Raw genomic sequence first — 21,157 nt, forward strand, 5'->3', positions numbered from 1 at the left:
CCCGGGGACCAGCATCGTGATCAGGATCGGCATCGTCGAGGACGACCCGGCGAGCTCCGCGCTGCTCGTCGACCACCTCGCCCGGTACGAGCGCGAGCACGGCGAGACGTTCGCCGTGACCCGGTTCCCGGACGGTGCGGACGTCGTCGCGGGGTACCGGCCGGTGTTCGACATCCTGCTGCTGGACGTCGAGATGCCGGGGCTCGACGGGTTCAGCGCGGCGGAGCGGATCCGGCAGGTCGACCGGGACGTGGTCATCGTGTTCATCACCAACATGACGCAGCACGCGATCCGCGGGTACGAGGTCGACGCGCTGAGCTACGTGCTGAAGCCGGTGCCGTACTTCGCGTTCTCGCAGGAGATCCGCCGGTCGGTCGCGCGGCTGCGCCGCCGGTCCGCGGACTACCTGCTGCTGGCCGTCGACGGCGGGCTGGTGCGGGTCGCGACGGACGACATCGTGTTCCTGGAGTCGGCGAAGCACCGCACGACCGTGCACACCGTGGACGGCCGGTACTCCGTGGTGAGCCCGCTCAAGGGCCTGGAGGCGGAGCTGGCCGGCAAGAGCTTCTTCCGCAGCAACAGCGGGTACGTGGTGAACCTCCGGCACGTCCTCGGCGTGCAGGGCAGCAGCGCGCTGATGGTCGGCGGGCACGACCTGCTGATCAGCCGGCCCCGCAAGAAGGCGTTCCTCGCGGCGTTGACCGACTACCTGGGGGCGCTGAGCTCGTGATCGTCGAGACCCTGCCGGACATCCCCCGGGTGCTGACCGGCCTCGCGGAGTGGGCGGCGTGCCTGGTGTACGTGCTGCTGCGGCGGCACCGGCTGCCGGTCGCGCGCCTGGTCCTCGTCGCGGCGACGGCGCTCGGGGTGGTCGTGGCGGTGCAGGTGCTCGCGGACGAGCTGCCGCGGGCGCTGTGGCCGCTGGGCATGGCGTCGGCGGTGGCGTGCATGTTCGCGTTCATCGTCACGGCCGCGCGGGTGTCGGCCCGGGACGCCGGCTACTTCGCCGCGCGGGCGCTGGTGCTGGCGGAGCTGGTCGCGGCCGCGCACTGGCAGATCCACTGCTTCTTCTTCCTGCCGGCGGACCGGCCGGGCACGGCGTGGCAGGCGGTGTTCTTCGTCGTGGCGTACGGGACCGCGTTCGTCGCGGCGTACCTCATCGAGTCCCGGCACTTCCGGCCCGCGCAGCCCCTCGACGTCACCACCGGGGAGCTGGCCTCGGCCGTCGCGATCGCGCTGGTGACGTTCTTCATGAGCAACATCAGCTTCCTCAGCGCGAACACGCCGTTCAGCGGGCGGCTGGGTCTGGAGATCTTCTACATCCGGACGCTGGTCGACCTGTGCGGGTTCGTGGCGCTCTACGCGCAGCAGGGGCAGCGGCTGCAGCACCACGCCGCGGCCGAGGTGAAGGCGATCGACGAGATGCTCCGCCGCCAGCACGGCCAGTACCTGCAGTCCAAGCGGAGCATCGAGATCGTCAACCGCAAGTACCACGACCTCAAGCACCAGATCGGCGTGATCCGCGCGGAGGGCGACCCGGGCCTGCGCGCGGACTACCTCGACAGCCTGGAGGCGAGCGTCTCCGGGTACGCGGCGCAGGCCGACACGGGCAACGGCGTGCTGGACGTGGTCCTGACGACGAAGAGCCTGGAGTGCGCGGAGCGGGGTATCGACCTGACGTACGTGGTCGACGGCGCGGCGCTGGACTTCATGTCCGCGATGGACGTCTCGGCGGTGTTCGGCAACGCGCTGGAGAACGCCATCGACGGCGTGCTCGCCGTGCCGGACCCGGAGCGGCGGCTCATCAAGGTCGCGGTGTTCGTGCGGGACCGGTTCGTGATGATGACGTTCGAGAACTACTTCACGGGCGAGCTGCGCACCGAGGACGGGGACATCGTGACCCGGCGGTCCGACCGGGACCGGCACGGGTACGGGCTGAAGTCGATCCGGTACACGGCGGAGAAGTACGGCGGCTCGATGACGGTGAACACCGAGGACGGCTGGTTCGTGCTGCGCATCCTGGTGCCGATCCCCGCCACGACGATCCCGACGACGGCGCCCGCGCCGGCCCTGCCCTGACCCGGCCCTCAGGGCCGACGCGCCGGACCCGGTCAGGCCGTCGCGACCACCCGCGCGAGCGCGCCCGCGGCGACGGACCGCTCGAGCACGGCCCCGCTCGCCCACAGCGACTGCGCGGACGCGATCGCCATGTGCATGTCGAGGTACAGGTACGACCCGAGCCGGCCGCCGAAGTGCACGTCGGGCTCGTCGGCGGCCAGGTCGCGGTAGGCGCGCAGGCGCTCGCGGTCCTGCGGGGTGGCGACCGGGTAGTACGGCTCGTCGCCGGCCTGCGCCGCGCGGGACCGCTCGCGCATGACGACGGTGGCGTCCTGCGCGTGCCGGTCCTCGCGCTCCGGGTGGTAGTGCCGGAACTCGTGCACCCGGGTGTACGGGACGTCGAGGTCGGCGTAGTTCATCACGCTGGTGCCCTGGAAGTCCCGGACGGGCAGCGTCTCGGTCTCGAGGTCGAGGGTGCGCCAGGCGAGCGGCCCGGCGTGCTCGTCGAAGTACCGGTCGACGGGGCCGGTGTACACGACCGGCAGCTGCCCGCGGGCGCCGGCCTTGCTGAGCGGCTGCGTGGCGTCGAAGAAGTCGGTGCCGAGCCGCACGTCGATCCGGGGGTGGGAGGCCATCGCCTCGAACCACGCGCCGTAGCCGTGCGCGGGCAGGCCCTCGAAGGTGTCGGAGAAGTACCGGTTGTCGTAGGTGTACCGCACCGGCAGGCGGGCGATCACGGAGGCGGGCAGCGACCGGGGGTCGGTCTGCCACTGCTTGGCGGTGTAGTCGCGGATGAACGCCTCGTACAGGGGGCGGCCGATCAGGGAGACCGCCTTGTCCTCGAGGTTCGTGGCGGTCGCGCCGTCGACCTCGGCGGCCTGCTCGGCGACGAGCGCGCGGGCCGCGTCGGGGCTCATCGCGGTGCCGAAGAACTGGTTGAGCGTGCCCAGGTTGATCGGCAGCGGGTACACGGTGCCGGCGTGCGTCGAGTAGACCCGGTGCCGGTAGTCGGTGAAGGCGGTGAACCGGCGGACGTAGTCCCAGACCCGCTCGTTCGAGGTGTGGAAGATGTGCGACCCGTACCGGTGCACCTCGATGCCGGTCTCGACGTCGACGCTGCTCCACGCGTTGCCGCCGAGGTGGTCGCGGCGGTCGACGACCGTGACGTGCAGGCCGGCCTCGGCCGCGCGCTCGGCGATCGTCAGCCCGAACAGCCCCGCGCCGACGACGAGCAGGTCCATGCGGGGCGCCTTCCGGGGCGGGGGAGCGGCTCGGGTGGCCGCGCGGGCGCCCCGAGTGTAGGACGCGCGCGAGGACCGCGGGACGAACGCCGGGGAACGCGACAGTTCGTGCGCCGGAACCGACAGATCGTGCCCCGGCCAGGGAGGGTGCACCGCCCGGACGGTTGGCTGGCCCCAGCCTCCGCACCGCCCGGCGTCGCTGTCGGACCGGGGGCCTACACCCACGACAGTGTTCGAAGGAGAGACTCCTCGTGAGCAGCAGAGCGGCGAAGAGGCCGATGTCCAACAAGAAGTTCCTGGCGATCTGGGCACCCGTGCTCGGGCTGGTCCTCGTCATCGCGATCGTGGCGAACATCCTGCTCGGGGTGTACTCGAACTGGGTCGCCTCGCAGCTCGGCACGGGCACCTACACGGTGACCAACCCCGACGGCACCGAGGACTGGGACACCACCTACGACGAGGCCGACTACGCGACCGCCGACGAGGCCGCGGAGGCCGCCGACGCACTGGTGCAGGAGATCGCCGCCGAGGGCATCGTCCTGATGAAGAACGAGGGCCAGGCCCTGCCGCTCACGGGCGACGCCCCGCGGGTGACCCTGCTCGGCCGCACCGCCGCGGACCCGGTGTACGGCGGCTCGGGCTCCGGCTCGACGGACACCAGCACCGCGGTCGACGTCCGCCAGGGCCTCGAGAACGCGGGCATCGCCGTCAACGACACGGTGTACGGCGAGCTCGAGGCGTTCGCGAAGGACGCCCCGAAGACGAACATCGTCATGGACCTGCCGGCCGACTCCGTGTACACCATCGGCGAGATGCCGGTCGCGGACTACTCGGACGAGGCGCGCGCGAGCTTCGCGGACTTCTCCGACGCCGCGGTGGTCGTCATCGGCCGCGCCGGCGGTGAGGGCGGCGACCTGGCGACCTCGATGGAGGGCTGGGACGACCACTACACCGAGGGGCAGCACCAGCTGGAGCTGAACCAGGACGAGAAGGACCTCCTCGCCCTCGCGAAGGACAACTTCGACACGGTCGTCGTCGCGATCAACGCCTCCACCAGCATGGAGCTCGGCCCGCTGGCCGAGGACGCGGGCGTCGACGCGGTGCTGCAGATCGGCTCCCCGGGGCAGAGCGGCCTGAACGCGCTCGGCCGGGTGCTGACCGGCGAGGTCAACCCGTCCGGCCGCACGGTCGACATCTACCCGGCCGACTTCACCGCCGACCCGACGTTCCAGAACTTCGGCAGCTACCAGTACGAGAACATCGCGGGCCTGAGCACGGACGCCGCCAAGGGCGTCGACGGCGGCGCCTACTTCGTCCAGTACGAGGAGGGCATCTACGTCGGCTACCGGTACTACGAGACCGCGGCCGTCGAGGGCTTCCTCGACTACGACCAGGCCGTCGTGTACCCGTTCGGCCACGGCCTCAGCTACACCACGTTCTCCCAGGCCGTGACCGGCACCGAGCTCGGCGCCGTGGACGGCGAGATCAGCGTGGACGTCGAGGTCACCAACACCGGTGCCGTCGCGGGCAAGCAGGTCGTGCAGCTCTACTACTCGGCGCCGTACACGCCGGGCGGCATCGAGAAGTCCTCCGTCGTGCTCGGCGCGTTCGGCAAGACCGACGTCCTCGAGCCGGGTGCCTCCGAGACCGTGACGCTGACGCTCGCGGTCGAGGACATGGCGTCGTACGACTACCGGGACGCGCGGGCCTACGTGCTCGACGCCGGCGACTACGTGCTGACGGTCCAGGACGACTCGCACACCGTGACCGCGGGCACCGAGCCGATCACCTACACGGTCGACGAGACGGTCACCTACTCCGGTGACGACCACCGCGCCTCCGACGAGGTCGAGGTCACGAACCAGTTCGACGACGTGAGCGCGGCGTTCGTGGACACCGCCGAGGAGGGCAAGATCCTCAACCTGTCCCGCGCGGACTTCGCCGGGACGTTCCCGACGGCGCCCACCGCGGCCGACATGGTCGCCACCGACGAGACCGTCGCCGCGTTCGAGAAGTACGACGCCGCCGCGGCGGCCGAGGCCTCCGAGGCCACGATGCCGACGCAGGGCGCCGACGGCGACCTCGCGCTGATCGACGTGCGCGGGCTGGACTACGACGACCCGCAGTGGGACGCGCTGCTCGACCAGATCACGGTCGACGAGATGACGAGCGTCATCCTCAACGGCGCCTACAACTCCGGCGCGATCAACTCGATCGCCAAGGAGGTCGCGAACGACTACGACGGCCCCGCCGGCTTCAGCTCGTTCATCAACGACGCCATCTCCGGCGTGGCCTACCCGTCCGAGGTGCTGCTCGGCCAGACCTGGAACGCCGACCTGGCGCACGCGATGGGCGTGTCCATCGGCAACGAGGCGCTGACCCTCGACGCCAACGGCTGGTACGCCCCGGCGGTCAACCTGCACCGCTCCCCGTTCGCGGGCCGCAACTTCGAGTACTACTCGGAGGACCCGGTGCTGTCCGGCGTGCTCGCGACCTCGGTCGTCGAGGGGGCCGCGACCAAGGGCGTCTACACCGCGATGAAGCACTTCGCGATGAACGACCAGGAGACCAACCGCGTCAACCACGGCGTGTCCACCTGGGCGAACGAGCAGGCGATCCGCGAGATCTACCTCAAGGCCTTCGAGCTTCCCGTTCAAGGACGCGACGGTCGAGATGGACTACATCGCGGACGACCAGGGCACCGTCGAGACGCGGGAGATGCGCGCCGCCACGGCCGTCATGAGCTCGTTCAACCGCATCGGCAGCACCTGGGCCGGCGGCTCCGAGGCGCTGATGACGAACGTGCTGCGCGAGGAGTGGGGCTTCCGCGGGTACGCGATCACCGACTTCAACCTGTACGAGTACATGTACCCGGACCAGGCCATCAAGGCCGGCTCGGACCTCATGCTCACGTTCCAGCCGATGAAGTCGCTCGAGGACACGACCTCCGCCGAGGCCGTGACCAACATCCGCACCGCGACCCACAACATCCTGTACACCGTCGCGAACTCCAACGCGATGAACGGGGTCGCCTCCGGCGCGACCCTCGACTACACCCCGCCGACCTGGCGGTACGTGCAGATCGCGGTCGACGTGGTGCTGGGTCTGCTGCTGGTGCTCGGCGCGGTGTACGTGGTCCGCCGCGTCCGCCGCCACCGCGGCACCGAGGCCGAGGCCGCCACGGCCGACGCCGACGTCACCTCCGAGGACCCCGCGGGCACCACCGCCCGCTGAGCCCTACCGGGGAGGGACCCGGCCGGCTCGGCACCCGAGCCGGCCGGGCCCCCGACCGGTCAGCCGCACCACCCCGCCGCGCGGCGTCGCCGTCGCGCGGCACCCGCAGCACCACCGCGCACCCGAGGACGCACGCGATGATCGAGAACCTCACCCTGCTGGAGAAGGCCGCCCTGCTGACGGGCAAGTCCGTCTGGGAGACCCACGACCTGCCACGCCACGGCGTGCGGTCGCTCTGGCTGGCCGACGGCCCGCACGGGGTCCGCAAGCAGACCGGGGCCGCGGACCACCTCGGCATCGCCGAGTCCCAGCCCGCCACCTGCTTCCCGACCGCGGCCGGTGTCGCGAGCACCTGGGACCCCGAGCTGGCCGAGGAGGTCGGGCGCGCGCTCGGCGCCGAGGCCGCCGCCCAGGACGTCGACGTGCTGCTCGGTCCTGGCCTGAACATCAAGCGCTCCCCGCTGGGCGGGCGCAGCTTCGAGTACTTCTCCGAGGACCCGCTGCTCGCGGGCCGGATGGCCGCCGGCATGGTCCGCGGGATCCAGTCCCGCGGCGTGGCGGCCTGCCCCAAGCACTTCGCGGCGAACAGCCAGGAGCTGCGCCGCATGGTCTCCGACTCGGTCGTGGACGAGCGCACCCTGCGCGAGATCTACCTGACCGGCTTCGGCATCGTCGTCGAGACCGCGCAGCCGCGCACGATCATGTCGGCGTACAACCTGGTCAACGGCACCTACGCCCACGAGGACCCGTTCCTGCTGCAGCAGGTGCTGCGCGACGAGTGGGGCTTCGACGGCGCGGTCGTGTCCGACTGGGGCGGCTCGAACGACGTCGTGGACGCGGTCCGCGCCGGCGGCACGCTCGAGATGCCCGCCGCCGGGCTCGACTCCGTCCGGCAGATCGTCGAGGCGGTCCGCACCGGGCGGATCAGCGAGGCCGACGTCGACGCCCGCGCCGCCGAGGTGCTGCGCCTGGTCGCCGACGCCCGCGAGCCCGGCACCGCGCCCGCCGTCGACACCGACGCGCACCACGCGCTCGCCCGGCGGGTGGCCGCCCGGTCCGCCGTGCTGCTCCGCAACGAGGACGCGACGCTGCCCCTGGCCCGCGGCACCCGCGTGGCCGTGATCGGCGACTTCGCGCGCACCCCGCGCTACCAGGGCGCCGGCTCGTCGGCGGTCAACCCGACCCGGCTCGACTCCGTGCTCGACGTGATCGGCGACTCCGGCCTGGAGATGACGGCGTTCGCGCCGGGATTCCGCCGCAACGGCACCCCCGACGCCGCCCTGCGCGCCGAGGCCGTCGCGGCCGCCCGGGGCGCCGACGTGGCGCTGCTGTTCCTCGGCCTGGACGAGATCGCCGAGTCCGAGGGCCTGGACCGCGAGCACCTGCGCCTGCACGCCGCGCAGACGGAGCTGCTGGCCGCCGTCGCCGAGGTCAACCCGCACGTCGTCGTGGTCCTGTCCGCGGGCGGCGTGGTCGAGATGCCGTGGCTGGCGCAGACCCGCGCCGTGGTGCACGGGTACCTGGCCGGGCAGGCCGGCGCGGGCGGGCTGCTGGACGTGCTGACCGGCGCCGTGAACCCGTCCGGCCGGCTGGCCGAGACCGTGCCCGCGCGGCTCGCGGACACGCCCACCGCCGCGACGTTCCCGGGCCGGCACCGCACCGCGGAGTACCGCGAGGGCCTGTACGTCGGCTACCGCTACTACACGTCCGCCGGGGTGCCGGTGACGTTCCCGTTCGGGTTCGGCCTGTCGTACACCACGTTCGCGTACGCCGACCTGGTCGCGACGCCCGATGCCGCGACCGTGACCGTCACCAACACCGGGACGGTCGCCGGCGCCGACGTCGTCCAGGTCTACGTCCGCCGCGAGACCCCCGGCGTGCACCGCCCCGACCGCACGCTCGCCGGGTTCGCCCGCGTCGAGCTCGCGCCGGGCGAGTCCGCGACGGTCACCGTCCCGCTCGGCGACGCCGCGTTCCGGCACTGGGACCTCGGCACCGGCGCGTGGCAGGTCGAGCAGGGCACGTACGCCGTGCTCGCCGGCGCGCACGTCGACGACCTCCCGCTGGCCGCGTCGGTGGCCGTCACCGGCACCACGGCCGCGGTCGTCGACGCGCACGTCCCCGACCGGTACCGCACCGGTGACGTGGCCCAGGTGCCGGACGCCGACTTCGCCGCCCTGCTCGGCCGGCCGGTGCCGGACGCCGCGTGGGCCGGCGAGCTCACCGCCAACGACGCGCTCGGCCGGATGCAGCACGCCCGCAGCCCGCTCGCGCGCCTCGCCTACCGGGTGCTCGCGGCGCTCCGCGACCGCGCCGACCGCAAGGGCAAGCCGGACCTCAACATCCTGTTCCTGCTCAACATGCCGCTGCGCGCCGTCGGGAAGATGACCAACGGGATGGTCAGCGCCGAGATGGTGGACGGCCTGGTCCGGATCGTCAACGGCCGGTTCCTGGCCGGCGCCGGGGCCACCCTGCGCGGGTTCGTCCGCAACCGCCGCGCCAACCGCGCCACCGCCCGCCGGCTGCGCGGCGACGTCTGACCCGTCCGAGCCCCGGAAGAGAGAGAACCACCCCCATGCTCACCCGTCTGAAGGCCTCGTGGAGCGCCTTCGCCGAGAAGCGGCCCGGCGTCGCCCAGTTCGTCGTGTTCTTCGTGCTCAGCAACGGGATCACCGTGCTGCAGCTCGCCCTGATGCCCGCGATCAAGTGGCTGTTCGGCATGACCTCGCTGGTCGACACCACGTTCCAGGTCTGGCCGATCGGGTCCAACCCCGACGGCTCGCAGTACTTCGTGTTCGACTACGCCGCGGGCGCGCTGCCGGCCGGCGGCGGCGGGCTGGCATACTTCCTGGCCGTGCAGATCACTCTGCTCATCGCCCAGATCATCAACTTCTTCGCCCAGCGCACCATCACGTTCAAGTCGAACAGCTCGATCGCGAAGGCGGCCACCTGGTACGCCATCGCCTACGTCGTCATCACCCTCGTGGCCGCGGCGCTGCAGGGCCTGTACAAGGCCCCGATCTACGAGCTGTTCATCGACTCGTGGGGCCTGGGCGGCACGGGGGAGACGCTCGCGGACGTGGTCACCATGATCATCAACGCGGCGATCTCGTTCTGGGTGTTCTTCCCGATCTTCAAGGTCATCTTCAAGCAGGAGCCCGAGGATGGCGCACCGGCCGCGGCCGGTGATCCCACGGAGGTGCGCGCGGCGTGACACCCACGGCGAGCCCGGTCCTGTCGGTCGTCGTCCCCGCGTACAACGCGGAGGCGTACCTGGCGCGCGCGCTGGACTCGCTCGTCGGGTTCGGTCCGCAGGTGGAGGTCGTCGTCGTCGACGACGGCTCGACCGACGGGACCGCGGCGCTCGCCCGCACGTACGTCGACCGGTACCCCGGCGAGGTGCGGCTGCTGCGCAAGCCCAACGGGGGCCACGGGTCGGCGATCAACGCCGGCCTGGACCACGCCCGCGGGGCCTACCTCAAGGTCGTGGACGCCGACGACTGGCTGGACCGGGACGCCCTGGTCGAGGTCCTCGCGACGCTGCGCGGGTTCCTCGACCGGGAGCGCCCCGTCGACCTGCTCGTGTCGAACTTCGTCTACGAGAAGCAGGGCAAGAAGACCAAGACCGCCGTCCGGTACCGCGGCGCCCTGCCTGCCGACCGCGTGATGGGCTGGTCGGCGACCCGCGGGTTCGGCAAGCGGCAGTACCTGCTGATGCACGCGCTGATCTACCGCACCGAGGTGCTGCGGGCCGCGGGCCTGCGCCTGCCCGAGCACACGTTCTACGTCGACAGCCTCTACGCCCTGGTGCCGCTCGCCCACGTCGAGACGCTCTCCTACCTCGACGTCGACCTGTACCGGTACTTCATCGGCCGCGCGGACCAGTCGGTGCAGGAGGCGGTCATGCTCCGGCGCATCGACCAGCAGCTCCGGGTCAACCGGCTGATGCTCGACCACGTCTCCCGGGTCCGGGTCACCGACCGGCGGCTCCGTGCCTACCGGCTGCACTACGTCCAGCTGATCTGCGTGGTCTCGTCGATCCTGCTCATCCGGTCCGGCACGCGCGCGTCCCTCGCCGAGCGCGACCGGCTCTGGTCCGAGCTCCGGCAGCAGGACTTCTGGCTGTACCGGAAGGTGCGCTGGACCGTGCTCGGGCAGCTCGCGAACCTGCCCACGCCCGCCGGTCGGCGCGTGTCGGTGCTGGCGTACCGGGTGGCGCAGCGGGCGATCGGCTTCAGCTGACGCCTGGGCCGCAGGTGTCGCCGAGGTAGGACCGCCGCGTCGACGTAGGACGCTGCGCCGACCTGTCTCGGCGCGGGCGTCCTACATCGACGAGCGCCGACGCGCGCCGACCGGCGGCGGGCGCGCGCCGCGTGCGTCAGGGGAGGTCGGGCGGGGTGTCCAGGGTGGCGGTCGGCTCCGCGGTCGGGGTGGCCGTGGGGGCCGTCGGGGGCACGGTGATCGAGATGGTCACGGTCGCCTGGCTGCCGAACTGCGCCGACGCGTAGCCGACCGCGGGTCCGAGCAGCGCCGCGCCGACCAGCAGCGTGCCCAGGACGAGCCGCGCCCAGCGCCCCAGCACCGGCCCGTCGCCCGGGTCCCCGGTGCGGGCGTCAGCCGAGGAGGAGCGCATCGTCGTGGAGCTCACGGGCGGAGGGGCGAGGCTCGCCGGCCTCGCGGCGGGCCCGGCGGTCGTCGACCAGGGACAGCACCTCGAGGGTGGCCAGGGCGGCGAGCGGCGGGGCGAGCATCGCGGCGCGGCCCTGCGCGGACCCCGCCCAGTCGAGCACCCAGCCCCAGCGCGGGTAGACGTGCAGGATGATCCCGCGGACCTGCGACAGCGGCGTCGCGTCGGGGTCGGGGTCGGCGTTCGCGTCGCCCTTGGTGAAGATGTACGGCCGGGTCAGCGCCTCGCCGGTGGTCGGGTCGACGGTCTGGACCATCTTCCCGGTCGCGAGGTCCTGCTGCATGACCGGCAGGTTGCGCAGCGCGATGATGCGGTGCGTCACCAGCTGGTCGGACCCGGCGGGCCAGAACGTCGCGACCTGCCCGACCCGCAGCTGCGACGGGTCGTCGATCCGCCGCATCACCACGGCGTCGCCCGCGTCGAACCCGCCCTGCTCGGACCCGGCCATCGACCCGGAGGTGACGATCAGCAGGCGCTGCCCGTTCGCCTGGAACCACAGCGGCACCGCGAGGGACCCGGCGTAGGCGAGCCCGCAGACGACGATGACCGTCCACAGCGCCGTGCGCAGCGCGCGCCGGGGCGTCGTGCGCAGGGCCGCGCGCAGCCCGGCCGCGTGCCGGGGCGGGTCCGCGTGCGGCGCCCGGCGCTCGACCGTCGGGTCCGGCCTGTCGGTCATCGAGGGGTCAGCGCCTCACCTGTCGTCGTCGGTCGGCTGCGTCAGGGGGTGGTGCGGTGCGGGTCCGTGGGGTCCTGCGTCGCGAGGAACGTCAGCGCGATGTCGGCGCTGCTGTTCTGGTACGCGTTGCCGAGGTCCTCCGGCAGCGACACGCGGACGCACAGGTCCTCCGCGGCGCCCGCGATCAGGCTGCGGTCCCCGTCGACGACGAGCGTGGGCGTCCCGGCGAGCGGCGCGGCGGCCGAGCCGATCGCCGTCGCGGCGGCGACCCCGTCGGTGGTGCAGGACGCGGCGGGCAGCGCGAACACGTCGAGCGACAGCGCGCCGGCCAGGCCTGCGGCGTCGCTGCTGGTCGCCGCGTACTGCACGTCGTAGACGAGCGCGAGGGAGCCGGCGTTGGTCACGGTGACGGGGCTGACGACCTCGTCCCCGGGGGCGAGGTTGCCGGGGGGCAGCGTGAAGGACGCGTCCTCGCCGGCGGTGATGTCGACGCTGCCGGTGGTGATGCCCGACCGGCCGGTGTCGTCGTTGTCGGTGAAGATCGCGGAGGTCACGAGCGACGTCATGCCGAGCCCGGCCATGCCGAGGATCGCGACGGTGGTGATCAGGCGTCGACGCCGGGCGGGATCGCGCCGCGGGGCGGGCGGCGTGATCATCTCGCGGAGCAGCTCGTCCATCCGGGTGGTCATCCTCACGGGTGAGTCGAAATCGGGCGTACCAGGCTCTATCGGTCCGATGGTGGCTCACCTTGAGCCGTTCTGCCCGATTCGCGGGTGACGGCCGTGACGGCGGGTCGCGGCACCCGGTCACGGGGCAGGTCCTCGGGGCGCAGCTGGTCGGCGGGCACGGCGCGGGAGTAGAGGTAGCCCTGCGCCTGGTCGACGGTGAGCCGCCGCAGCACCTCGACCACCGCGAGGTCCTCGACGCCCTCCGCGACGACCTGCAGGCCGAACGAGTGCGCGAGGTCGACCATCGCCTTGACGATGACCTCCGAGCCGTCGCGCCCGTCGCCGTGCAGGTCGGCGACGAACAGCCGGTCGATCTTGAGGCCGTGCACCGGCAGGTCGCGCAGCTGCGAGATCGATGTGTTGCCGATGCCGAAGTCGTCGATGGACACCCGCACGCCGATCTCGCCGAGCCGGTGCAGGACGGGCACCACCCGGGACGGGTCGCTGACCAGGGCGGTCTCGGTGATCTCGACCTCGAGCAGCCGGGCCGGGACGTCGTGGCGCAGCAGCAGGTCCTCGATGACGTCGACCACGGCGTGCGACGTGACGTCGTGCGCGGACAGGTTCACGGCCACCGGCACCGGGTCGCCCTGCTCTGCCCAGTCCGCGAGCTGCGCGACGCAGATCCGCAGCGCGTACCGGGTCAGGTCGTGGATCAGGCCGGACTGCTCGGCCAGCGGGATGAACAGGTCGGGCGGCAGCATCCCGCGGGTCGGGTGGTGCCAGCGCATCAGCGCCTCGAGCCCGACGGTGCGGCCGGTGCGCAGGTCGATCTTCGGCTGGTAGTGCAGCTGCAGCTCGTCCTCGACCCCGAGCGCGCGGTGCAGGTCCCCGAGCAGCACCAGGCGGGCGGGTGAGGAGTCGTCCTCGTCCGGGGAGTACACCGAGACCCCGAGCCGGTGCGTCTTCGCCGTGTACATCGCGACGTCGGCCATCCGCATCAGCGACGACGCGTCCTCGGCGTGGTCGGGCAGGCACGCGACGCCGATCGAGGTGTCCACGTGCAGCGCGAGGTCGCCGAGCATGAACGGCGGGACGAACAGCTGCCGCACCCGGCGGGCGGTGGCGTCGGCGTCGGCGGGGGACCGGACGTCGGGGAACAGGATCGCGAACTCGTCGCCGCCGAGCCGGGCGACCATGTCGTCCGACCGCAGGGCGTCGCGCAGCCGGTGCGCGATCTGCTCCAGCAGCTCGTCGCCGCGGTCGTGGCCGAGGGAGTCGTTGATGTCCTTGAACCGGTCGACGTCGAGCAGCGCGAGGCCGACGGTGGTGCCGGAGGCGCGGGAGTCGGCGATGGCGCGCTCGAGGCGGTCGGCGAGCATCCGGCGGTTCGGCAGCCCGGTGAGCGAGTCCAGCAGGGCGAGCCGGGCGTTCTCCAGCGCGGACGACTGCAGCCGGCGGGAGGCGTTGAACACGGTGCGGAACAGCAGCAGCCAGAGGAGGACGAGCCCGCCGGCGACGACCAGGGTGACGGTGCGGGTCGCCGAGGCGACGGCGTCGGAGGTGCCCTGGTAGTCGAGCATCACCTCGGCGGCGCCGACGACCATGCCGTCGTGCTGCACGGGGACGTAGACGTCGAGCAGCGTGGACTCGCTGCCGCCGAACTCCTCGCCGCGCACCTCGGTGACGACCTGCGCGTCGGGCTCGCGCTGCCGGACGGCGGCGTCGAGCCGGTCGCCGTCGGGGAACCCGGTGGTGTCGGCCTGGGAGTCGTAGAGCAGCGTGCTGTCGACGGTCCACAGCCGCAGGCGGCGCAGCTCGCGGAAACCGGCGACCTGCTCGGTGATCCGGGCGGATTCGTCGGGCGGCAGCACGCCCACGGTGAAGGCCTCCTGCGGCACGCCGCCGGTGGCGTACGACTCGATGCTGCGCGCCAGGGCCACGCCGTCGCGCCGGGCCTGGTCCTGCATGACGTTCGCGGTGACCAGCACCAGCGTGACCCCGAGGGCGAGCATGGCGACGACGCTGACGACGGCGAAGTACCGGGTCAGCGGCCAGCGGCGGTGGGCGGTAGCCAGCTCGGGCCTCGAGTCGTGCGCAGGGGCGGGGTCGCTCCGGGTCCGGGCGGCCTCGCTGCCGACCCTACGGGCGAGATGTCGCATATGGCGAGAAGATCCTCGTTGCGGCGTTTCGTCGGATTTGCCCAGGGGATGAAATGCCCGGTCACAGGTGCTCGCACCCGTCCGGCGCCTCCCGCGGGCGCGCCCGGGGAGGTAACGTCCCGAGCGCCCTTGCCCCGATCACCTCACCCCGGACGGACCCCGCCCCCATGCACGAGCTCGCCCTCTGCGCCGTCGAGACGGACGACCGCACCGTGCTGAGCGGGTACGTCCGGACGTTCGAGGACGGCGTGCTCTGGGTCGGCACCGAGGGTCTCGTGCGCGGCGTCGGCGAGGACGAGACCTACCTGCTGCGCGTCCTGGACGACGCCCGTGGCGAGTGCGTCTACCAGGGCACGGTCGCGCGCGTCTCCGGCGACACCGTCGCGTTCGTCGAGGTCGAGCTGCTGTCGACCCTGCAGAAGCGCGAGGTCGCCCGGGTCGCCGTGTCCGTCGAGTGCGAGGGGTACGCCCGGGTCGCGACCGACGACGACGGATCCGCGGGGCACGCCCCGGACCCCGAGGACGGGGACAAGGACGCCGACGAGATCCGCGTGACGTTCACCGTGCTCGACGTGTCCGCGCACGGGATGCGTATGATGAGTCAGACCGTGCTGCCGGAAGGCAGCATGGTGAGGTTCGTCTTCCCCGAGCTGTCGGACGCGTTCTGGCTGCAGGCGGTCGTCGTCCGTGCCCAGCCCTCGCGCACCGGGACGCACTACGGCTGCCGGTTCGTGGAGACCTCCCCGCGGGAGACGGACGAGCTCTTCCGTTACGTCCTGCGCACGCAGGGCGCCCTGCGCCGCCAGCAGAAGCTCGCCTGACTGAGCCGCCGGCGCCGGTCGCCGCCCCGTACGTGGGGACGACGGACCCGACCCGACGCCGGAAAGGCGACCCCTTCATGCCCAGCTTCACCGACCTCGGTGTGCCCGCCGCGCTCGCACGTTCCCTCGAGCAGCGCGGCATCACCGAGCCGTTCCCCATCCAGGCGGCCACGCTGCCCGACACCCTCGCCGGCCGCGACGTGCTCGGCCGCGGCCGCACCGGCTCCGGCAAGACCATCGCGTTCGCGCTGCCGGTCGTCGCCCGCCTGTCGGACTCCAAGGCGCAGCGCGCCAAGGCCCGACCGCGCGCGCTGATCCTCGCGCCGACCCGCGAGCTCGCCACCCAGATCCACGCGACCATCGAGCCGCTGGCCGCCGTCACCCGCCTCAGCTCGACCACCGTCTTCGGCGGCGTCGCGCAGAGCCGCCAGGTGTCTGCGCTCAACGGCGGCATCGACATCCTCGTCGCCTGCCCCGGCCGGCTCGAGGACCTCATCAAGCAGGGCCTGTGCTCGCTCGACTCCGTCGAGATCACCGTGCTCGACGAGGCCGACCACATGGCCGACCTCGGGTTCCTGCCCGTCGTGAAGCGCCTGCTCGACCAGACCCCCCGCGGCGGCCAGCGGCTGCTGTTCTCCGCGACGCTGGACAACGGCGTCGACACGCTGGTCAAGCGGTACCTCGACCGGCCGACCACGCACTCGGTCGACCCCGACGCCGCCGCGGTCAGCACGATGACCCACCACGTGCTGGTCGTCTCCGACGCGGACGCCAAGAAGTCGGTCGTCACCGAGCTCGCCTCCGGCGTCGGCCGCCGCGTGCTGTTCACCCGCACCAAGCACCAGGCCAAGAAGCTCGCCAAGCAGCTCACCCAGGACGGCATCCCCGCCGTCGACCTCCAGGGCAACCTCGGCCAGGGCGCGCGCGAGCGCAACCTCGCGGCGTTCACGTCCGGCGAGGTCAAGGTGCTGGTCGCCACCGACATCGCCGCGCGCGGCATCCACGTCGACGACATCGAGCTCGTCGTGCACGTCGACCCGCCGGCCGAGCACAAGGCGTACCTGCACCGCTCCGGGCGCACCGCCCGCGCGGGCTCCGGCGGCGACGTCGTCACCGTGCAGCTGCCCGAGCAGGCCGGCGACGTCCGCGACCTGACCCGCAAGGCGAAGATCACCGTCACCCCGCAGCGCGTCGCCCCGGGCTCGCCCGTGATCGCCGCGCTGGTCGGCGACGTCGCGGCCCGGGTCGCCCCGTCCGCGGCCCCCACGGTCCCGGCCCCGGCGCGCCAGCGCGCCGCGGGCACGGGCCCCTCCGGCCCGGGTCGGCAGCGCCGGCGTGGCGGTGCCGGCGGCGGTCGCCCGGCCGAGCAGTCCTCCCGTCCCGCCGAGGGCGGTCGCGGGCGCGGCGGCTCCGGCGGCGGCGCGGCGTCGGGCGGCGCGCGCTCCGGCGGTGCCGGTCGCGGTCGCGGCCAGGGCGTCCCGGCGCTCGGCGGCTCGATGGTCCGGTGGAGCTCCGGCGGCGACACCCCGTCCACGGGCGGCTCCGGGCACGCCGGCGGCGGCGCGCGGTCCGGCGGTGCCCCGCGGTCCGGTGCGGCGCGATCCGGCGCCCCGGCGCGGTCCGGCGGCGGCGCACGGTCCGGCGGCGGCGAGGGCGGCGGGCGCGGTCGTGGTCGCGGCGGCGCCGGGCGCGGTCGCGCGGGCCAGTAACGAGCCGAGCAGCACGTCGTCGACGGGCGGCGCGGGGACCGGCGGACAGCCGGCCCGCGCCGCCCGTCGGCGTCTGCGCGACCCCGGCCGCGCGCCGCGAGCGCGCGGAACACCCGGGCGCGCCACGATGTTCACCCACCTGCGTGCACCGCGGCCGACCCGGTCCGGTGCCGTCACGAGAGGAGTGCCGCGATGACGGAGCAGAAGGCCTACGAGGTCACCAAGGACGAGCAGGAGTGGCGGGTCGAGCTGAACCCCGCCGAGTTCCAGGTGCTGCGCCTGGCCGGCACGGAGCGGCCGTGGACCGGCGAGCTGCTCGACGAGAACCGCGAGGGCGTGTACCGCTGTCGCGGCTGCGGGAACGAGCTGTTCCGCTCGGACACGAAGTTCGACTCCCACTGCGGGTGGCCGAGCTTCTTCTCGCCGCTCGCCGGGGACAAGGTCGAGCTGATCGAGGACCGGTCGCTCGGCATGGTCCGCACCGAGGTGCGGTGCGCCCGCTGCGGGTCGCACCTGGGGCACGTCTTCGACGACGCGCCGCAGACACCGACGGGTGACAGGTTCTGCATGAACTCGGTGTCGCTGACGTTCGAGCCCGCCGTAAACTGACCGCCATGTGGGGGAGGGCGGCGCGGATGCTTCAGGGACGGTCCGGCGCTGCCGATATCCCGGACGTGGAGCAGGCTCTGATCGTCCGTCGGTGGCGCCGTTACGGTGCCGACCGGCTCTACGTCACGGCCGAGACCGGGGCGCCGCTGGGCAGCGTCGACCTGGCGACCGGCGAGGTCGCCGTCGAGCCCGACGTGGCCGCCCTCGAGGGCGCCGGCGTCGAGGACGCCGTGCGCGGCGCCGCGCAGGCCTACCTGCGTGCGGACGTCCCCGAGCTGGTCCTGCCCGCCTCCGCCGTCCTCCCCGAGGACACCGAGCCCGAGCCGGAGCCGGTGCGTCGCCCCCGCGGGCGGCGCGCCGCGCCCGGGTCCGCGGACGCGGTCGTCCTCGACCCCGGCTGCGACGACGAGCAGCCCGGCCGCGGCCGGCACCGCGCGGTCGACCTCGTCAGCCCACGCGCCGACGGCGAGCCCCGCGGCATGGACGAGACGCTGTGCGACCGGCTGGACCGGCTGCAGCTCGCCGGTTGGCACGTGCTGCACGACGTCCCCGTGGGCCGCCAGGGCTCGGTCGTCGGGCACCTGCTCATCGGGCCCCCCGGCGCGTTCGCCGTCGCGGAGCGCCCCCGCTCGGACGAGGAGGTGTTCGTCGTCGACGGCCGGTCGCTGTCCGCCGACGGCCACGCCGTCTCCGACCTGCGCGCCGTCCGCCTCACCGCCGCCCGCGCGGGCTCGCTGCTGCGCACCGCCGTCGGCACGCCGGTGGCCGTCCGGGGCGTGCTCGTGGTGCACGGCATCGTCGAGGTCCGCCGGCCCTCGCCGTACGAGTCCCTGGTCGTCGACGACGCGCAGGTGCCGGACGTCTTCACGTCGATGCCCGGGCACTGGACGCCCGGCCGGGTGGACGCCGTCACCGCCATCGCCCGTCGCCGGAGCACCTGGGCGCTCGACCGCGCGCTCTGAGCGGGGCGCGCAGCAGCCTGGGCGTGCCTAGACCCCCGGGGCCGCCGGCCGCGGCGGGTTCGCGGTCATCGAGTCGTTGAGCCGGTGCATCTGGTCGGCGAGCAGCTCCCGCTCCTGCGGCGACCACGACTCCAGCACGCGCCCCAGGTACGCCCAGCGCGCCTCGCGGGCGGCCTCGACGCGGCGTCCGCCCTCGGGCGTGACGCGGATCAGCTGACCGCGGGAGTCGTCCGGGTCGGGCCGGCGCTCGATGAGCCCGATCTGCTCCATCCGCCCGAGCTGGCGCGACATCGTGCCGCGGCCCACGCCGATGTGCTCCGCGAGCTCGCTGGCCCGGACGTCGGGCTCCCGCTCGATCCGGGCGAGCAGCGGGTACGCCGACGGCTCCAGGTCCGGGTGCACGCTGCGCGCGAGCCGCTCGGCCGAGGCGCGCGCCCGCCGCAGCAGCAGGCCGAGCTCGGACTCGAGGCGCACGACGGGGTCGTCAGGGGTGTCCACCCGGCCATTGTGGCCGACACGCACGACGCCCGGGCCGTCGGGGGACGGGCCGGGCGTCGTGCGTCGTGCGTGCTGCCGGTCAGGCGCGGGTGCCTGCCGGGGCGTCGGCGGTGCCGGGGGCGGTGGCCTGCGCGGCCTCGGCCTCGGACTCGGCCTGCGCACCGGCTGCCTGCTGCGCGCCGGGGGTGCCGGCCTCGGCGACGTCGGCTGCCGTGTCGGAGTCGAGGAGCTGCTCCACGCCGCTGCGGCGGCCGAGCGGGACCTCGCGGAGGAACAGCACCGCGATCAGCGCGACCACGCCGAGCGGGACCGCGTAGAGGAACAGGTCCGCGATGCCGTGGCCGTACGACGACTCCACGATCGACCGCACCGGCTCCGGGATGCTGGACACGTCGGGCACCGAGGAGGTGCCGCCGCCCAGCGCCGACGGGTCGATGCCCGCCGCGAGCAGCCCGTCGGTCAGGTACGCGGTGATCCGGTTGCCGAGCACCGCGCCGAGCGCCGAGACGCCGATCGCGCCGCCGAGCGTCCGGAAGAACGCGACCGTGGCCGTGCCGGAGCCGATCTCGGAGACGTCCAGGATGTTCTGCACCGCGAGCACGAGGTTCTGCATCAGCATGCCGACGCCCGCGCCCATGACGAACATGTACAGGCTGACCAGCACGAAGCTCGTGTCGAACCGGATCGTGCCCATCAGCGCCAGGCCGGCGGTCAGCGCGACCGCGCCGGCGACCATGAAGCCCTTGTAGCGGCCGTACTTCGTGATGAGGCGCCCCGCGACCGTGGACGACAGGAACAGGCCCAGGATCATCGGGACGGTCAGCAGGCCGGACTCGGTCGGCGTCTTGCCGCGCGCCACCTGCATGTACTGGCTGAGGAACACCGAGGTGCCGAACATCGCCACGCCCACCGCGACGGACGCGATGACGGACAGGACGACGGTGCGGTTCTTGAACAGGTGCATCGGGATGATCGGGTCGGCGACCTTGGTCTCGACCACGACGGCCACGGCGAGGACGACGAGCGCGCCGAGCACCATCACGGCGGTCTGCCAGGACAGCCAGTCGAAGTTCGTGCCCGCGAACGTCACCCAGAGCAGCAGGGTTGCGATGCCCGCCGAGATCAGGGCGGCGCCCCAGTAGTCGATCGAGACGACCTTCCGGGCGCGCTTCGGCAGGTGCAGGGTGCGCTGGAGCACGATGATCGCCGCGACCGCGAACGGCAGGCCGACGAAGAAGTTCCAGTGCCAGCTCAGCGTGTCGGTCAGGACGCCGCCGAGCAGCGGGCCGCCGACCATGCCGACGCCCATGATGCCGCCCATCAGACCCATGTACTTGCCGCGCTCGCGCGGGCTGAGGATGTCGGCGATCAGCACGGTCGCGAGGGCCGTGAGGCCACCGGCGCCGATGCCCTGCAGGGCGCGCATGCTGATGAGGAAGCCGACGCCCTGCGAGAACCCGGCCGCCGCGGAGGACAGCACGGAGATGACCAGCGCGAGCTGGATGAGGAGCTTGCGGTCGACGAGGTCGGCCAGCTTGCCCCAGATCGGGGTCGTGATCGTGGTGGTGAGCAGGGTCGCGACGACGACCCAGGTGTAGGACGACTGGGAGCCGTTCAGGTCGCTGACGATCTTCGGCAGCGAGCTCGACACGACGCTCGTGGCCAGGATCGACACGAACATCCCGAGCAGGATGCCGGAGAGCGACTCCATCACCTGACGGTGGTTCATCGCGGGGGCGGGGGCGTCGGTGGGGGACGCGGTGGCCGGGGAGGTCACCGGTGCGGGGCTCTCGGCCCGGGTGGTGCTGGACATGGGGACTCTGCTTTCGACG

Annotated in this window: 16 protein-coding genes and 2 pseudogenes; 11 read left to right on the plus strand and 7 right to left on the minus strand. The window is 73.1% G+C overall.

Going from position 1 to position 21,157, the window contains the following annotated elements:
• Window positions 1–16: 16 nt before the first annotated feature.
• Entirely contained in the window at window positions 17–730 is a 714-nt protein-coding gene (locus AC1VL8_RS08400; protein ID WP_389225619.1) for a LytR/AlgR family response regulator transcription factor, read from the plus strand.
• Window positions 727–2,079 (plus strand): ATP-binding protein, encoded by a 1,353-nt coding sequence (locus AC1VL8_RS08405; protein WP_483074866.1) that lies wholly within the window; start codon window positions 727–729, stop codon window positions 2,077–2,079. Before AC1VL8_RS08400 ends, AC1VL8_RS08405 begins: the two co-directional genes overlap by 4 nt.
• Before the next feature lie 32 nt (window positions 2,080–2,111).
• Here the strand turns inward: AC1VL8_RS08405 and glf are convergent, their stop codons facing one another.
• On the minus strand, window positions 2,112–3,299 hold the full coding sequence (glf, locus tag AC1VL8_RS08410) for a UDP-galactopyranose mutase (RefSeq protein ID WP_483074867.1): 1,188 nt from the start codon (window positions 3,297–3,299) through the stop codon (window positions 2,112–2,114).
• Window positions 3,300–3,841: 542 nt separating this feature from the next.
• Here glf and AC1VL8_RS08415 point away from each other — a divergent pair.
• From AC1VL8_RS08415 to AC1VL8_RS08435, 5 genes and pseudogenes are all read left to right on the plus strand, one after another.
• Window positions 3,842–5,887, plus strand: a pseudogene (locus AC1VL8_RS08415) (glycoside hydrolase family 3 C-terminal domain-containing protein); the annotation flags it as partial.
• A gap of 151 nt (window positions 5,888–6,038) precedes the next feature.
• Window positions 6,039–6,533 (plus strand): hypothetical protein, encoded by a 495-nt coding sequence (locus AC1VL8_RS08420; protein WP_483076210.1) that lies wholly within the window; start codon window positions 6,039–6,041, stop codon window positions 6,531–6,533.
• A gap of 323 nt (window positions 6,534–6,856) precedes the next feature.
• Window positions 6,857–9,073, plus strand: a pseudogene (locus AC1VL8_RS08425) (glycoside hydrolase family 3 C-terminal domain-containing protein); the annotation flags it as partial.
• Window positions 9,074–9,108: 35 nt separating this feature from the next.
• The gene (locus AC1VL8_RS08430; RefSeq protein WP_483074868.1) at window positions 9,109–9,747 is read left to right on the plus strand and encodes a hypothetical protein; all 639 of its coding nucleotides are present in this window, start codon (window positions 9,109–9,111) and stop codon (window positions 9,745–9,747) included.
• Entirely contained in the window at window positions 9,744–10,775 is a 1,032-nt protein-coding gene (locus AC1VL8_RS08435) for a glycosyltransferase family 2 protein (protein ID WP_483074869.1), read from the plus strand. Before AC1VL8_RS08430 ends, AC1VL8_RS08435 begins: the two co-directional genes overlap by 4 nt.
• A gap of 136 nt (window positions 10,776–10,911) precedes the next feature.
• On the opposite strand, the gene AC1VL8_RS08440 is transcribed toward AC1VL8_RS08435, so the two are convergent.
• From AC1VL8_RS08440 to AC1VL8_RS08455, 4 genes are read right to left on the minus strand one after another with little or no spacing between them, the layout of a single operon-like run.
• Window positions 10,912–11,181, minus strand: coding sequence for a hypothetical protein (locus AC1VL8_RS08440; protein ID WP_483074870.1), 270 nt, complete (start codon window positions 11,179–11,181; stop codon window positions 10,912–10,914).
• Window positions 11,147–11,896: a S24/S26 family peptidase gene (locus AC1VL8_RS08445; RefSeq protein ID WP_483074871.1), complete on the minus strand. Its 750-nt coding sequence runs from the start codon at window positions 11,894–11,896 to the stop codon at window positions 11,147–11,149. Before AC1VL8_RS08445 ends, AC1VL8_RS08440 begins: the two co-directional genes overlap by 35 nt.
• A gap of 41 nt (window positions 11,897–11,937) precedes the next feature.
• Window positions 11,938–12,591 (minus strand): hypothetical protein, encoded by a 654-nt coding sequence (locus AC1VL8_RS08450; protein WP_483074872.1) that lies wholly within the window; start codon window positions 12,589–12,591, stop codon window positions 11,938–11,940.
• Between the two features lie 29 nt (window positions 12,592–12,620).
• Entirely contained in the window at window positions 12,621–14,726 is a 2,106-nt protein-coding gene (locus AC1VL8_RS08455) for a putative bifunctional diguanylate cyclase/phosphodiesterase (protein WP_483074873.1), read from the minus strand.
• A 167-nt stretch (window positions 14,727–14,893) separates the two neighbouring features.
• Here AC1VL8_RS08455 and AC1VL8_RS08460 point away from each other — a divergent pair, with 167 nt between their 5' ends.
• The 4 genes from AC1VL8_RS08460 to AC1VL8_RS08475 all read left to right on the plus strand — a co-directional run bounded on the left by AC1VL8_RS08460 (window position 14,894) and on the right by AC1VL8_RS08475 (window position 18,827).
• Window positions 14,894–15,547: a PilZ domain-containing protein gene (locus AC1VL8_RS08460; protein WP_483074874.1), complete on the plus strand. Its 654-nt coding sequence runs from the start codon at window positions 14,894–14,896 to the stop codon at window positions 15,545–15,547.
• 77 nt (window positions 15,548–15,624) lie between these two features.
• Window positions 15,625–17,256: a DEAD/DEAH box helicase gene (locus AC1VL8_RS08465; protein WP_483074875.1), complete on the plus strand. Its 1,632-nt coding sequence runs from the start codon at window positions 15,625–15,627 to the stop codon at window positions 17,254–17,256.
• Window positions 17,257–17,448: 192 nt separating this feature from the next.
• Complete coding sequence (gene msrB / locus AC1VL8_RS08470; protein ID WP_389225657.1) at window positions 17,449–17,865, plus strand: peptide-methionine (R)-S-oxide reductase MsrB; 417 nt, start codon at window positions 17,449–17,451, stop codon at window positions 17,863–17,865.
• 65 nt (window positions 17,866–17,930) lie between these two features.
• Window positions 17,931–18,827: an NERD domain-containing protein gene (locus tag AC1VL8_RS08475; RefSeq protein WP_483074876.1), complete on the plus strand. Its 897-nt coding sequence runs from the start codon at window positions 17,931–17,933 to the stop codon at window positions 18,825–18,827.
• 27 nt (window positions 18,828–18,854) lie between these two features.
• Here AC1VL8_RS08475 and AC1VL8_RS08480 read toward each other — a convergent pair whose 3' ends face one another.
• Complete coding sequence (locus AC1VL8_RS08480; protein ID WP_389225663.1) at window positions 18,855–19,325, minus strand: MarR family winged helix-turn-helix transcriptional regulator; 471 nt, start codon at window positions 19,323–19,325, stop codon at window positions 18,855–18,857.
• 79 nt (window positions 19,326–19,404) lie between these two features.
• Window positions 19,405–21,138, minus strand: coding sequence for an MFS transporter (locus tag AC1VL8_RS08485; RefSeq protein WP_483074877.1), 1,734 nt, complete (start codon window positions 21,136–21,138; stop codon window positions 19,405–19,407).
• Window positions 21,139–21,157: the final 19 nt, after the last annotated feature.

It is taken from the genome of Cellulomonas sp. KU4C (assembly GCF_056868065.1).

Excerpts from the sequence above, each read along its gene's own strand:
- glf (WP_483074867.1), bottom strand. The coding sequence starts at position 3,299 with ATGGACCTGCTCGTCGTCGGCGCGGGGCTGTTCGGGCTGACGATCGCC.
- AC1VL8_RS08455 (WP_483074873.1), bottom strand. The coding sequence starts at position 14,726 with ATGCGACATCTCGCCCGTAGGGTCGGCAGCGAGGCCGCCCGGACCCGG.
- AC1VL8_RS08420 (WP_483076210.1), top strand. The coding sequence starts at position 6,039 with ATGAGCTCGTTCAACCGCATCGGCAGCACCTGGGCCGGCGGCTCCGAG.
- AC1VL8_RS08465 (WP_483074875.1), top strand. The coding sequence starts at position 15,625 with ATGCCCAGCTTCACCGACCTCGGTGTGCCCGCCGCGCTCGCACGTTCC.
- AC1VL8_RS08430 (WP_483074868.1), top strand. The coding sequence starts at position 9,109 with ATGCTCACCCGTCTGAAGGCCTCGTGGAGCGCCTTCGCCGAGAAGCGG.
- AC1VL8_RS08485 (WP_483074877.1), bottom strand. The coding sequence starts at position 21,138 with ATGTCCAGCACCACCCGGGCCGAGAGCCCCGCACCGGTGACCTCCCCG.
- AC1VL8_RS08460 (WP_483074874.1), top strand. The coding sequence starts at position 14,894 with ATGCACGAGCTCGCCCTCTGCGCCGTCGAGACGGACGACCGCACCGTG.
- msrB (WP_389225657.1), top strand. The coding sequence starts at position 17,449 with ATGACGGAGCAGAAGGCCTACGAGGTCACCAAGGACGAGCAGGAGTGG.
- AC1VL8_RS08445 (WP_483074871.1), bottom strand. The coding sequence starts at position 11,896 with ATGACCGACAGGCCGGACCCGACGGTCGAGCGCCGGGCGCCGCACGCG.